At 34.3% G+C, this 12,903-nt stretch carries 13 protein-coding genes and 1 other RNA gene (1 of these 14 cut by a window edge); 6 read left to right on the top strand and 8 right to left on the bottom strand.

What is annotated here, in order from left to right:
- The 4 genes from EJF36_RS17560 to EJF36_RS17545 form a co-directional block, all read right to left on the bottom strand.
- Positions 1–395 carry the 5' portion of a GNAT family N-acetyltransferase gene (locus EJF36_RS17560; RefSeq protein ID WP_125907540.1) on the bottom strand. Its footprint begins 136 nt before the window's first position, so 395 of the gene's 531 nt are visible here — the first part of the coding sequence; the start codon lies at positions 393–395; the stop codon falls past the left edge of the window.
- A 26-nt stretch (positions 396–421) separates the two neighbouring features.
- Positions 422–1,126, bottom strand: a complete 705-nt coding sequence (locus EJF36_RS17555; RefSeq protein ID WP_125907539.1) for a polysaccharide deacetylase family protein — start codon at positions 1,124–1,126, stop codon at positions 422–424.
- Between the two features lie 81 nt (positions 1,127–1,207).
- On the bottom strand, positions 1,208–2,389 hold the full coding sequence (locus EJF36_RS17550) for a DHHW family protein (protein ID WP_125907538.1): 1,182 nt from the start codon (positions 2,387–2,389) through the stop codon (positions 1,208–1,210).
- Between the two features lie 15 nt (positions 2,390–2,404).
- Positions 2,405–3,814 (bottom strand): MBOAT family O-acyltransferase, encoded by a 1,410-nt coding sequence (locus EJF36_RS17545; RefSeq protein ID WP_125907537.1) that lies wholly within the window; start codon positions 3,812–3,814, stop codon positions 2,405–2,407.
- Positions 3,815–3,978: 164 nt separating this feature from the next.
- Here EJF36_RS17545 and smpB point away from each other — a divergent pair, with 164 nt between their 5' ends.
- Both smpB and ssrA read left to right on the top strand, forming a co-directional pair.
- Entirely contained in the window at positions 3,979–4,446 is a 468-nt protein-coding gene (smpB, locus tag EJF36_RS17540) for an SsrA-binding protein SmpB (RefSeq protein ID WP_125907536.1), read from the top strand.
- Positions 4,447–4,571: 125 nt separating this feature from the next.
- Positions 4,572–4,927: a transfer-messenger RNA gene (gene ssrA / locus EJF36_RS17535) on the top strand.
- A gap of 124 nt (positions 4,928–5,051) precedes the next feature.
- Here the strand turns inward: ssrA and EJF36_RS17530 are convergent.
- The 3 genes from EJF36_RS17530 to EJF36_RS17520 form a co-directional block, all read right to left on the bottom strand.
- Complete coding sequence (locus EJF36_RS17530) at positions 5,052–6,221, bottom strand: site-specific integrase (protein WP_125907535.1); 1,170 nt, start codon at positions 6,219–6,221, stop codon at positions 5,052–5,054.
- Between the two features lie 179 nt (positions 6,222–6,400).
- A complete protein-coding gene (locus EJF36_RS17525; RefSeq protein ID WP_125907534.1) occupies positions 6,401–7,573 on the bottom strand; it encodes a site-specific integrase in 1,173 nt (390 codons plus the stop codon).
- Positions 7,574–7,625: 52 nt separating this feature from the next.
- A complete protein-coding gene (locus EJF36_RS17520) occupies positions 7,626–7,886 on the bottom strand; it encodes a DNA-binding protein (protein ID WP_125907533.1) in 261 nt (86 codons plus the stop codon).
- A 605-nt stretch (positions 7,887–8,491) separates the two neighbouring features.
- On the opposite strand from EJF36_RS17520, the gene EJF36_RS17515 reads away from it, so the two are divergent.
- From EJF36_RS17515 to EJF36_RS17500, 4 genes are all read left to right on the top strand, one after another.
- Positions 8,492–9,466, top strand: a complete 975-nt coding sequence (locus tag EJF36_RS17515; RefSeq protein ID WP_125907532.1) for a hypothetical protein — start codon at positions 8,492–8,494, stop codon at positions 9,464–9,466.
- A 384-nt stretch (positions 9,467–9,850) separates the two neighbouring features.
- Positions 9,851–10,336, top strand: a complete 486-nt coding sequence (locus EJF36_RS17510; RefSeq protein WP_125907531.1) for an RNA polymerase sigma factor — start codon at positions 9,851–9,853, stop codon at positions 10,334–10,336.
- On the top strand, positions 10,333–11,022 hold the full coding sequence (locus EJF36_RS17505) for a zf-HC2 domain-containing protein (protein WP_125907530.1): 690 nt from the start codon (positions 10,333–10,335) through the stop codon (positions 11,020–11,022). Before EJF36_RS17510 ends, EJF36_RS17505 begins: the two co-directional genes overlap by 4 nt.
- A 127-nt stretch (positions 11,023–11,149) precedes the next feature.
- The gene (locus EJF36_RS17500) at positions 11,150–11,860 is read left to right on the top strand and encodes a hypothetical protein (RefSeq protein ID WP_125907529.1); all 711 of its coding nucleotides are present in this window, start codon (positions 11,150–11,152) and stop codon (positions 11,858–11,860) included.
- Positions 11,861–12,034: 174 nt separating this feature from the next.
- Here the strand turns inward: EJF36_RS17500 and EJF36_RS17495 are convergent, their stop codons facing one another.
- A complete protein-coding gene (locus tag EJF36_RS17495) occupies positions 12,035–12,514 on the bottom strand; it encodes a hypothetical protein (RefSeq protein WP_125907528.1) in 480 nt (159 codons plus the stop codon).
- Positions 12,515–12,903 lie beyond the last annotated feature (389 nt).

The following is a 12,903-nucleotide window of genomic DNA, read 5'->3' as shown; positions in this document are numbered from 1 at the left end:
TTTTCTGCTCCTAAATATCTGGCTACTTCTTTCGATTTTTCAAACAAAGCTTCTCCAATTTTTTGTCCACGGTATAGCTGTGAAACATGGAAGTAGGACAATTCTCGATACACATATGTAATCTTAAAAGCCATTGCCTCGATTACAGCAAAACCAATAATTTGTTGAGCGTGTGTAGCTGTGATAACAGCACCACCATCATTAATAGTTTGTATTAAGTGTGTAACAATGTCCCGTTTATTATCAACTGTCCAATTGTCTTCAAAGTAGTCTTCTTTCTCTAATAATAGTCCTCTTTGAAAAACATATACTTTATCTGTCTTTTGATAACGTTCAAAACCATCAAGCATTGTTTCGTGCATGTCATTCAGTTTAAGTTTTTGAATAGTCAACATTATTATTATCCCAACTTATTATAATATTAATTCTGATATTTTTGCAGGTCATTGACAGTTATAAATTGATATCCATCCTTTGTTAAAGTGTCTAAAATACCTTCTACAGTTTTTAACTCATCGCCACTTTTATCGTACATAGGATGTAATAAAATAATGGACCCTGGTCGAACATTTTCTACTACATAGTTAATTTTATCAGTTGAAGATGTATATAAGCTATCAGGCTCTAAATTCCATGTAATGGTGTCTGTATTGTGCTTAAAAAGATAATAAGGTAATCCTAACAGTTTTTTTCCGTTTGGTGGTCGAAAGTCTATTTCTCCCTTATAACCTGCTTCTTCAATCAAGAGGTTTGTTATTTCAATCTCTCTTTTAATAAAAGCTGGTGTTTTGAAAATCATTCGCTTGTGAGAATACGTATGATTTCCAAGTTGATGCCCTTCATTTACAAGCATTTTTGCTTCCGTGAGATGGAATTCTATTTCATTTCCTATCAGGAAAAAAGTCGCCTTGGCGTCATATTTCTTTAGAATAGGTAAAATATCATTTACATGATTGGTCGGCCCATCATCAAATGTTAAGGCTACTACTTTTTTATCTGTTTGAACGGCCGCTGTCAACCCTCCGAATATCTGAAAAGTTCTTGCATTCATTAGTCTATAAGTTCCTATTAAAAGAGTAAACACTAGGAGACAAACTGCCCCCAAAAGTATTAGTTTTTTCTTCATCTGGATCCTTCCTTTTTCAATAGTAAAAATAAATAACAACGCCCTTGAAGAACGTTGTTTCTTAATTTCAAGCTTGTACATTTATTCAAATTGAAACATGTTACCAAATAAATTTGAGTTATTATAAATGAATAAGACAATATCTGCTTGCTCTTCTTCAAGAAAATCCTTCAACGTTTTTTCTGTATAATGTCTCAAGTCAAGAACAGTTGTCTTAGTAAAGTGCTGGGCGATGAAGGGAGTTATAGCATTAGCATACGAGTCTTTTACGATGACAACTTTTTTATCATTATCCGCTTTTTCCTTATTATACTTTATAACAGAAAAATCACCAGCGTATAATCCAGCATATGTGACTTGTCCTTCCGTATCGGTCTTATAAATGTCTTCGAAGTTAGTAAATTCTTTTCCTCGTCCGTCTTTAGCATAGACAGATGAGAAGTTAAAAGAAGAGTTCGGTTCATAATGACATAAGACTTCTTTGCTCGCATCAATAAGTAAATATAGTTGTCTGTTGTAACTTCCTACAAAATAGTTATTCGTTAAACAAGTTTTTGTATACTGGTCAATTGTGGAAGGGGCATTAACAATCGAATTTGATTGTGTAGCTAGAGCTTCCATAATACCTGTATAGCCAGCAAATGCACCATCCATGTTCCAATGATGATCTGTACGAAAATACATATTTTCGCGTTCATCATAAGAATAATGGTTAAGAAAGTAATTATGTAAATCTATTGGTATTACATTCTTGTGTAGGTTAGACCAAAAATATTGTTGAGCTTCTACTCCAACATTTTCAGGCAAGTAATTAGGAAACTTATCCATTAACATGTTTGTTTTATGTGGAGCAGCGGCAAAATAGAATTCTGTTTTAGGAAATTGATTGGCGAGTGTGTTTAAATTCCCAGTAGATTTGTCCATATAATCTGTATACACTTTTGCAAAAGGCTCAGACAGAATCCAGTCATTGTCTAAAACGACCGTATTGCTAATAACCGTTTTATTAAGCAATAATTGAAGCCTTGTGTACGCCTCAATAAAAATATTTCTTAAGAAAATTTGATCTGAGTAATAGGACTCGAATTTTTTAGTAAACTCACCGTTAATGATTGTTTCTTCAGAAAAGGTTGGGAATTGTTCTAAAAATCTATTCTCAATGTCAGATACTTTTTTATCAGGCATAGCTATGGTAAGGAATGAAATGGCTATGAGAGTTGTAAAAAAACCTATTGCTATTAATGTGTTGTGCAATGTTTTCATTAACAAGAACCTTCCTTAAAATCTGAAATAAATAAATGGATTGTATGTTGAATTTGCAACGTATGTTATCGACAAAATGAATATTAAACCATAATATATCGGTTTGATAAAAGCTGATATATATGCGATCTTTGCTTGTTCCATTTTTTCTTGCAAAAATGGAAGAATAGGTGTCGCGCAGACGATAGCAAGTACGTATACATACCAATATTCATGTAGATAAAATTGTGCTGTTCGATCAATAAGCACGGTTGAATTACCAGCAAACATAGTTTGAATAAATTCAAATGAATACATGAAGTTATCAGCGCGAAAAAATACCCAACCTATAATAACAATGATTAGTACGTATGAATGCTGTAATGGACGCCAAAGTTTAGAAAGTAAACGTGACAATCCTGCTTTTTCAAGAGCAATGAATAATCCATAGTACAAGCCCCACGCCATGAATGTCCAACTAGCACCGTGCCAAAAGCCTGTTAATAGCCACACAATAAAAAGGTTACGGTACACTTTAAAAGAACTTACACGGTTGCCACCTAGTGGAATATACACATAATCACGGAACCAATTACCTAACGAGATATGCCAACGACGCCAAAACTCCGAGATAGATCTAGATATATATGGATAGCGGAAGTTCTCTAAGAAATCAAAGCCGAACATTTTTCCAAGACCTATTGCCATATCAGAGTATCCTGAGAAATCAAAGTATATTTGTAACGTGTACGCGATGATGCCTAGCCAAGCTAGTCCAATGGACATACTATCCGGAGACATCGAAAAAATTTCATCAGCGACTAATCCCATTTGATTAGCAATTAAAACCTTTTTCGCTAGCCCAATGATAAATCGTTTCACACCTGTGACGACATGATTATAGGTAACGATTCGCGTGCGTATTTGCTGGTCAATGTCATTGTAACGGACAATTGGCCCAGCAATAAGCTGAGGGAACAATGAAATGTAAAGAGCTAAATGTAAGACATTCTTTTGCACATCAGCGTTCTTTCGGTACACATCAATAAGATACGATAATGCTTGAAACGTATAAAACGAAATGCCAATCGGTAAAGCAATAGGTTCAAGAACAATGGAAGTATTAAAAAGCTCATTGATGTTTGTGATAAGAAAGTTCGCATATTTAAAGTAGCCTAATATCAAAAGGTTACAAATGATTGCTAACGTAAGAGAGAGCTTTTTTAGAGAAGCTTTAGCTTGAAAGCGATCTATAAGTAAACCGAAAATATAATTAATAAAAATGGATATGAGCATTAGAATTATGTATGTTGGTTCACCCCAAGCGTAAAATATGAGGCTAAAAACGACCAATAGAATATTGCGAAGCTCTGTTCTTATAAGAAAGTACAGAAAAAGTACAGCTGGTAAGAATAGAAATAAAAACACGACATTGCTAAAAACCAAGAAGAACCCTCTTTTCATCCTAATAACGTTTTTTATGCTCATTATAGCAACTATGATAGAAGATGTCGATTTGAGTCACATTAGAGCTAGAGCTACTCTTTCCTCCATTGATGTAAAACTTTGTATGTAGTATAATATTAGTTACGCATTAGGAGGGGTTATCGATGCCTAAAGGTGAAGGGAAACTTGTTGCTCAAAATAAAAAAGCGTATCATGATTATTTTATTGAAGATACGTATGAAACTGGTATTGTATTACAAGGTACAGAAATTAAGTCCATCCGTGCTGGGCGAGCTAATTTAAGGGATTCATTTGCAAGAGTGCAAAATGGAGAGGTATTTCTTCATAATATGCATGTGAGTCCTTACGAACAAGGGAATCGTTTCAATCATGAGCCACTACGTACTCGAAAGCTTCTTTTACACAAAAAAGAAATCTCAAAATTGATAGGTATTACGAAAGAACAAGGGTATTCGTTAGTACCTTTAAAGCTATATTTGAAAAATGGATATGCTAAGTTACTATTAGGAGTTGCGAAGGGGAAGAAAATGTACGATAAGCGTGAGGATCTTAAGAAGAAGGATGCAAAGCGCGAGATTGAACGAGCATTTAGAGATAGGCAAAAGGTTTAACATATATTACCATTTGAAACACGGCGAAGTTTTGTTATAATAGTAAATGTCAGAGGGACACAGTTACATGATAACTAAATAGAGCAATAAGCTCTTATCCCGTAAGACTTCTTCATATTATATATGGGGACGTTACGGATTCGACAGGGGTAGTTCGAGCTTAAGTTGCGAGTCGAGGGGATCGGCCTCGTTAAAACGTCACAGCCAATAACTGGCGAAGATAATTACGCTTTAGCTGCCTAATTAAATAGCGCAGCTGTTCGCCCCTCCATCGCCCATGTGGTAGGGTAGCGGACTCAAACTTAGTGGGCTACGCCGGAGGCCACCGTCTGAGGTCGAAGGAAGAGAACAATCAGACTAGCTACTTGGACGCCTGTCGATAGGCAGAAAAGTTAGTGAAATGCTAATATATCGACTACACTCGTAGAAGCTTAAGTGCCGATATCTTTGGACGTGGGTTCGACTCCCACCGTCTCCACCATACATATTCGGTGGATTTCATACAGTATCAAAACCCTTGATAAATAAGGGTTTTTTTATTTGCCCAATTTCATATAGTGTCATTTAGTATCATATTTATATGGTCAAAACTATGGTCAAAAATTTTATTGGCTCATAAAGCTACCTAACTTAATGACCGCATCATCTTTGGCTTTTTCAGATACGTGAGCATAAATGTTTAACGTAGTCTGCACATCGGAGTGTCCAAGTCTGTCCTGCACCTCTTTTAGACCAACGCCTGCTTCAAATAATAATGAGCAATGTGTATGTCGAAATCCATGGGTAGTGATTTTTGGTAGATTGTATTTCTTTAACACACGATCAAGCCATTTTGTTGTTTTGGAGGGCTGTATAAACTCATTTTTTTCATTGCTGAAAACAAGTTGCTTTGGTTGTGAGGTGTTAAATCCTTTCGCAAGGTATTCCTCTCGCTGTTGCTTCTTCCACTTTTCCAAGATCGCCATTGTCTTATCATCCATCTTTATCGTTCGAGCAATACCCGTCTTAGTAGTCTTTACATAAAGAACATTGTTTTTACCTCTCGAAAGTGCTTTATTGATACGGATTTCGTTCTTGTTGAAATCAATGTCTTTCCAAGTTAAAGCGAGAGCTTCCCCTTTACGCATACCTGAATATGCGAGGAGCTGAAAAAACGCATAGGCTTTAAAATTACTTTCCTGCTCCATGCATGTTAGGAATTCGATAAGCTGTTCTTTTGTGTAGAAGTTTTCAAGTTCTTCATGGTCATCTAATCGAATCTTTTTCAGTTGCTTCGGCATTTCAACCAATGTAAAAGGATTCTTCTCAATGTATCCTCGTTTAATGGCAAAATCAATCACTTTTGAAGCGTATGATTTTATCATTCGGTATTTCTTTACCTTAGAAGCCCAATCATCAATGTGTCTTTGACATACTTCAATATTCATCTTCTCAATCTTGTACTCTCCAAGAGACGGTAGAATGTGATTTCTGAAAATACCTGATGTCTTAATGAACGTACTTTCTTCAACTGTTTTTTCATATTGAACAATCCATAAATCAAATATATCTGCATACGTTACTACTTGGCGTTTTCTAAATTCTCCCTTGTTGATTTCAAGTTTGAGTTGGGCTAAAGCCACAGTCGCTTCTTTTTTCGTTTTAAATCCACGCCGAGTTGTGTACATCGGTTTACCTGTTAATGGATCAGTGCCACAAAATAGTTTAAACATATAGCACTTCTCGTTATTCTTTTTCGTGTACTTTTGTATAGATGTATTTTTTGCTTTACTCATTATTTCCTCCTGTTTTTCTTACGGAGACAAGAAAAAGAGGATAAGTTGTTGCTTTTTTCTATCATATATGATTTTAGCCAGATTATTAAGAGGTTTCTAACAACAAATTATAAATGAAAACAAGAAAATCTCCCCAAACATTGCTTGGGGAGATTATTTGCTATCTTCTACTATTTATTTTACATAGCCATATACGATTCTAACTTAGTAACTACATCCTCATTTGCTTGTTTTGATACGTGAGCATAGACATTCATGGTTGTTTTAAAATCTTTATGTCCTAATCGAACTTGTGCTTCCTTAATACTAACGTGTGATGCGACAAGCAGTGAGCAATGTGTATGGCGAAATCCATGAGTTGTGAGAAACGGAAGTTGATATTTTTTTATTACAGCATTGAGCCATTTAGTAGTGATTGAAGGTTGCAGTACCTCATTTTTTTTATTACTGAAAACAAGTTGTTTTGGTTGGACTGAATTGTATCCTAAAATGTTTAGCTCCTGTCGCTGTTTCTTTTTCCATTCTCTTAAAATCTCCATAGTTGCTGAATCCATTGAAATCGTTCGGGGAACTTCTGTCTTCGTGGGTTTGAAATATAGTCTATTTTTTGTTCCTTGTGACAGTGCTTTATTTATCCGAATTTCCTTTTTATTAAAATTAATATCATTCCAATTGAGTGCAAGTGCTTCCCCTTTACGCATACCACTGTACGCTAACAAGTGGAATAGAACATATGCCTTCGTGTTAGACTCCTGTTTCATACATTGGAAAAAATGAAGCAACTGTTCTTTATTGTAAAAGTTTTCGATCACATTATCAGCTTCATCAATGTTTTCTTCTTGTGTTTTCTGTGGGATCTCTACTAATGAGAATGGATTTGTTTGAATGATTTGTTTCTTGATGGCATAATCGAGGATTTTTGAGGCGTAGGATTTTACAATGCGGACACTCTTTAACTTTTCAGCCCATTCGTTTACGTGTTTTTCACATATATCATAATCGATCTTTGCAATCCTATAATCACCCATTTTGGGGAGAATATGATTTCGGAAAATACCTGCTGTTTTCACAAATGTGCTTTCTTCTACCTTTTTCTTATATTGTTCAATCCATAAATCATAAACATCCTGAAACGTTTCTGCTGTTTGTTTACGAAACGTACCTTTACTGATTTCCAGTTTCATACGAGCTAAAGCAAGTTCTGCTTCTTTCTTCGTTCTAAAGCCTCTGCGAGTGGTGTAATCTGGCTTACCTGTTAGTGGGTTGACCCCAATATATATTTTGAAATAATAGTATTTCTTTCCATCTACTTTCACATATTCTTTTATTGAAGTTCTTTTAGCTCTGCTCATGTTGCTTTCCTCCTGATAAATTAACTTTTTCATAGACTAATTATTGGTTTTATTAGTAGCTATAACTGTTTAAGAAATTGTCAATCTCGGTTTTTGAAACTCGTTTTACCCCGTCAATTTCACAAACCTTTAATCCCATTTCACGAAACTTAATGAATGTGTTGTAGGAAACATTGGCGTAAGATGCACCTTCTTTTAGGCTCATCCATTCAGACTTTTTCGGTTGGTATTCTTTCAAAACTTGTTCCAGTGTTGTAAGAATCAGATTTTTTAACTCCGATTTAAAATTAGTAGACTTTGTAATTTGTTCCATGTGGTTTCTCTCCTTGTGGGGTATCTTGTTGTGTGGAAATTTATTTTGGTTTGATAAGTGTGGATACATAGATTGATCTTTGAATGTGAAAGAGGTGTTAAGAGGCGTTAGTTGGGGAAGGGTGTTAAAACTTTTGACCTGTTTAATATAAAAGAGTCGAGGATTTATTTCAAGAGCTTGATTGCGGAACCTTTTATATAACAGATGTTTTGTGTTGTGTAACAAAACTCTGTAATTCTTCCTTGCATGCAATGAGATTGATGTTACGAAGATAGCATTTGCTCTTGTACTTTTAGTTTACGGATATTTTTATAAATGTCTATACTTTAAGTGTTTTATGATAATTTAAAGCGTTAAAGTGTTGGTTGTGTATTTATCGTAATCTATTTCCGATTACAGTTATAAAGCTACGGTTTGAAGTATAAAACATCATAGAACTACAAACGTGTTTTTTCTTGTCACTCATTTATATACAATGAAACTACTCTTTCCAAAAGAGCAATGGAGAAAATAATAAATATAATCGGGTTGGGAGTGAAAAAACCTCTTTCATCCTTAGAGCCATCTGTATTCTCCCATCCCAAGCAACCATAGGAGGAATGGAAATGATTCACACATTTAAAATGTATATACCACTAAATTATCTTGAAGTTCAAGATATTCAGCAACGATTAGGTATCAAGTACAGCGAATTGAATAGCTACTTTGAAGATTACTATAAGGGTATTAACGCTGTTTTAATGAGTCGTGGCAAAGGAGAATGGCATCTATCAATGGTTGTTGATGTCATACAATTGTTAGGAACACCTGATATTAAGGAAGGTATGTATGGCAGATTTGAATACAAAATCAAGCTAATGCTTATGGATATTTTTGGTCATTCTTTAAGTTACAAAAATCATGTCCTGACAAGAATTGACTATCGTTATGATGTTGTCGTTCAGAACAAAGATGAACGTCAGCTCTTGATAGATTTATATAAGAAAATGGCACGTAGCTATTGCCGTCAAACAAAAAGGACAGGCTATCAAAATAAGAAAACAAAAGAGTACGTGACGTATGGAACATCAGTTGAACACAAGTCCAATTCAGTAAAATCGCTCGTCTATATGAAAGCAGAAGAATGCAGAGCAAAAGGGAGAGAACCTGCTCCTTATGAAAATGATGTAATTCGATTTGAAGTGCAAGTTGGAAACAATCGCTTGTATTATTTAGAAAAGGAAAAAGGTGTACCGAGAAAGCTATCAGAATACTTTAAACATCAGGAATTTCTGAATCATTTTGAATTATATATCTTTCCCATCTACTACACTGACACTTTTTACAAGTTGGATGAAGCAAGAAAAATTATAACAAAATCGCCTCTAAAACCTCAAAACAAGCAAAAGCTTATTGATTTTCTCAAAAAAGTGTCCTCTTACGACTTAGATACTCCGTTAAAGTCTATGACAAAAGCTACACAAAAAAAGCGTATCGCCACCCTGCAAATCCTACAAATCAATCCCATTACTATTCCTAAAAACTACAAGAATGCTCCTTCAATCCTTGAAAACCCACTAAAAACGTGTCCAATAGCATAAATACGTAATCATTATAGTATCTTCTTTTCCTCACTTCTTTTTTTCATATAGTTAAAACTATTACCAACCAAGTTTGCTGTATGTAAAGTAATCAACGAAAAAGAGAAATGTAAACGGGAAAGCGATCAGAAAGTGAGCTATATAAAGTGAAAGGCTATACAGTTAAATTATGATAAAGTAATTATGTAGAGATTGGGAAAAATGTTCTTAGACTCACGCACCCTTTAGTAAAGACTTGGGATACTATTGCCAACCAAAATGAACGAGGAAATATAACTAATAAATGGAATGAACTAAAGGCAGACCTATCGTCTGCCAATTTTATTATTATTTTTGTAACGAAACTTACTTTACTAAGTCTTAATTAGGAAAGGAGGTAGAAATGTGACGGAGTTTGAAGAGATTTACAATCGATACTTTCGAGATGTTTACTCGTTTGTATTAACGTTAAGCCGAAATGAAAAAATTGCAGAAGAAATAACACAAGAAACATTTTTCAAGGCTTTAAAAAGTATTGATAAATTCAAGGGCAATTGCAAACTCAATGTTTGGCTATGTCAAATAGCAAAAAATACATACTTTACTTATCTCGACAAACAAAAGCGTTATGAATCAAATGATATACCTGAACAAACCAATGAGAATAGTATTGAAGATATGTTAATGAAAAAAGAAGAAAGTTTCCGTTTACACAAAGTTGTGCATCGCTTAGAAGAGCCTTATAAAGAAGTCTTTACACTTAGAGTATTTGGTGAACTTTCCTTTAAACAAATAAGCGAACTTTTTGAGAGAACAGAAAGTTGGGCAAGAGTCACATTTCATCGGGCTAAAGGTAAAATTCATGATCTGCTAAAGGAGGAATTGAAATGACGAAAGTATCCTGTGAAATCGTGAAAGATTTGCTCCCATTGTATTATGATAAAGTATGTAGTGATGATAGTGAAAAAATGATAGAAGAACACCTTGTTGACTGTCAAAGTTGTAAAATAGAATTAGAGAAATTTAAAGTGGACTTTAACTTATCGAAAGAGGAAATCGATATTAATCGAAAAGATAGTAATGTTATAAAGAGAATTTCTTCTTACTGGAATCGTTCAAAAGTAAAATCCTTTGCTATTGGTGTTATCATTTCTGTGATTTTGGTTTCACTTATCTCTTTCGGGTACAGTTATTTATTCCATTTAAACACAGTCAATGTTCCAATAAACGTAGTAGAAATATCGCAAGTTAGTCAATTGTCGGATGGTAAAATTGTATATCATGTGGAATTAACAGATGGTTATGCTTTAAATGAAATCGCATATGAAATGGATGATAACGGAAACTTCTATATGAAGCCTTTACGACCTATAATAAAGAAAAAAGCACAACCACCATATGGATTGGCGATGGGTTATGACTTTTTTGATATAGAAGGTCAAGAAATGAATCGTGACGGAGCGGAAATAAAAGCCTTGTATTATGGAACTCCAGAGGATAATATACTGATTTGGAAAAAAGGTATGGATTTGCCTAAAGCAAGTAAAGAGGTAGAAAATATGTTTAAATTTGAATGACAGTATAAGGGTGTGTATTTATTCAATAATAGGGGCGTATCTTTAAGAAGCAGATACGCTCATTTACTGTTAGCAGATTAGTCGCATAAAAATGCACATTAGGGAACACTAAAATGAGGTATTGCCAATGAAGTCATCTATCAGTTTTATAATAGGGTTTCTTCTTATAATTAACTCTACTATTGCAGGTGCCGAGATTGAAGGTTATGAAGTCGTTAGTAGGAACAATAAAGAGAATATAACCCTTTACGGTAAGAAAATGAATGGATTATATAGGGGATTTAAAATTGATTTCAAAGGGAGTATTTACACAAGACCTTTTTGGAATAGTGAAACAAGTCCAACCTACGCTCCAAAAATATTCTATAAGGACATCAACAAAGACCAAAAGGAAGAGCTAATCATGACCTTGACAACAGGGCATGGTACAGGGGTACTTTTGGAAGATGTTCATGTTTTTCACACAATTGACAATGGACTAACCGAAGTGATTGTAGATAATCCTTTAGCAATCATTTATAAGAACGTAAAAACAAAGCTATCGAATGCAGAAGCCGAAATCTGTATAAGGGATAAAGAGTATAAAGTGGATATAACTCCCTTTGAAATTCGACCTGAAAATCTATTTAATGATATAGGCTTTGGTAGCATTATTGATTATGAAGTGATCAACAACAAACTTATGGTAAGAGTAAGTGGACAAATATCCCCTGCGGTGTCCTCTATTGGAGATATTATTATTATTTATGAATACCGCAATAAAATGTATCAAGCGAAAACAATTGATTTTATTAAGAATATAAATGAAAACCCTTTTTATGGTCCAGTGAAAGATTAAGTGATATTCGATGAAAGCGACTCTTTAAAAAAGAGAAGTCACTTCTTTCGTAAAAGCAAGAACAAATTCATTATACTTAAAAACGCAGAAGGCTTTTGATACCCCTGCGTTTTCCAGTTATTGATCATGTGAATAATTTTGACACCTTACAACCGACTTTTTAAATACACACTGTCATTTTTGTACTTTGTATTTAATTTTAAAATCAAGCAATGCCTGTGCAACTAAATCTTGAATACGAAAGTGTGGATAATTCTCCTTGCAAAAATTGCTGAATAATTCATATATTTCATTATTCATCTTAATGCTTTTGCTTTCAAATTTGGCTTGATTGCTATACACCTTCTCGTCAAGGATCAATAACTGATTTGATTGAAAGCGTTCAATTAACTGTTTGAGCGTTGGATAATGGTCTTTTAGGAATCGTATCATATTATCATCTTCCAATTTCGCATTAGTCGGTTGAACTTTGACATATTGTTTATTCTTCTTATTGTATTGATACTCCCCGCCATTTCTCATTTCAGTTGTAAAGGTTGAATACGGATAGCCAAGTGCGACCGCAATTTCTTTAAGGGTATATTCTTTCAACCAACCGTTTACTGCCTCTACCCTTTTTGTAGGTGTCATCGTAAGAAATTCTTCTCGGTTCATCTCTATCATTCCTTTCTTGTTGTGTTGTTTTTGTAGCTATCACATCTTATACAAGTCTTTATACAAACATTCCACATTTCGACATCATTTGTTTACATTCTATAAGTCCGTTATATACGTTAATAATAGATGCTATAATAGGAGTAGCACTATATCCAGTGCTTCAAACACTTTGCTTTGACAAGGGGCAGGGAGTTTGGTTATTCACAAATTAATACTTTTTGCGAAAAAACATCACCTTTTAGCTTTGGTCGGCGAGGTGGTGTTTTTTCGTTTTTTAAACGGAGATTCAGGATATGTATATAGAGCCAGTAACACCTTTGTTTTTTTTGTTCTATAAGTTATGAAAAGTCATTAGAAATCTATCATATATGGAAGTAACAAAATAG

This window comes from Bacillus sp. HMF5848 (genome assembly GCF_003944835.1).
In the GTDB taxonomy this organism is placed as follows: Bacteria; Bacillota; Bacilli; order Bacillales; family HMF5848; genus HMF5848.
Note: the sequence above shows the minus strand (reverse complement) of the source record. Positions and strands in the feature narration are given on the sequence as shown.

Coding starts and splice junctions, on each gene's coding strand:
- EJF36_RS17550 (WP_125907538.1), bottom strand. CDS start 2,389: ATGAAAACATTGCACAACACATTAATAGCAATAGGTTTTTTTACAACT.
- smpB (WP_125907536.1), top strand. CDS start 3,979: ATGCCTAAAGGTGAAGGGAAACTTGTTGCTCAAAATAAAAAAGCGTAT.
- EJF36_RS17555 (WP_125907539.1), bottom strand. CDS start 1,126: ATGAAGAAAAAACTAATACTTTTGGGGGCAGTTTGTCTCCTAGTGTTT.
- EJF36_RS17525 (WP_125907534.1), bottom strand. CDS start 7,573: ATGAGCAGAGCTAAAAGAACTTCAATAAAAGAATATGTGAAAGTAGAT.
- EJF36_RS17500 (WP_125907529.1), top strand. CDS start 11,150: ATGAAGTCATCTATCAGTTTTATAATAGGGTTTCTTCTTATAATTAAC.
- EJF36_RS17520 (WP_125907533.1), bottom strand. CDS start 7,886: ATGGAACAAATTACAAAGTCTACTAATTTTAAATCGGAGTTAAAAAAT.
- EJF36_RS17530 (WP_125907535.1), bottom strand. CDS start 6,221: ATGAGTAAAGCAAAAAATACATCTATACAAAAGTACACGAAAAAGAAT.
- EJF36_RS17505 (WP_125907530.1), top strand. CDS start 10,333: ATGACGAAAGTATCCTGTGAAATCGTGAAAGATTTGCTCCCATTGTAT.
- EJF36_RS17495 (WP_125907528.1), bottom strand. CDS start 12,514: ATGAACCGAGAAGAATTTCTTACGATGACACCTACAAAAAGGGTAGAG.
- EJF36_RS17515 (WP_125907532.1), top strand. CDS start 8,492: ATGATTCACACATTTAAAATGTATATACCACTAAATTATCTTGAAGTT.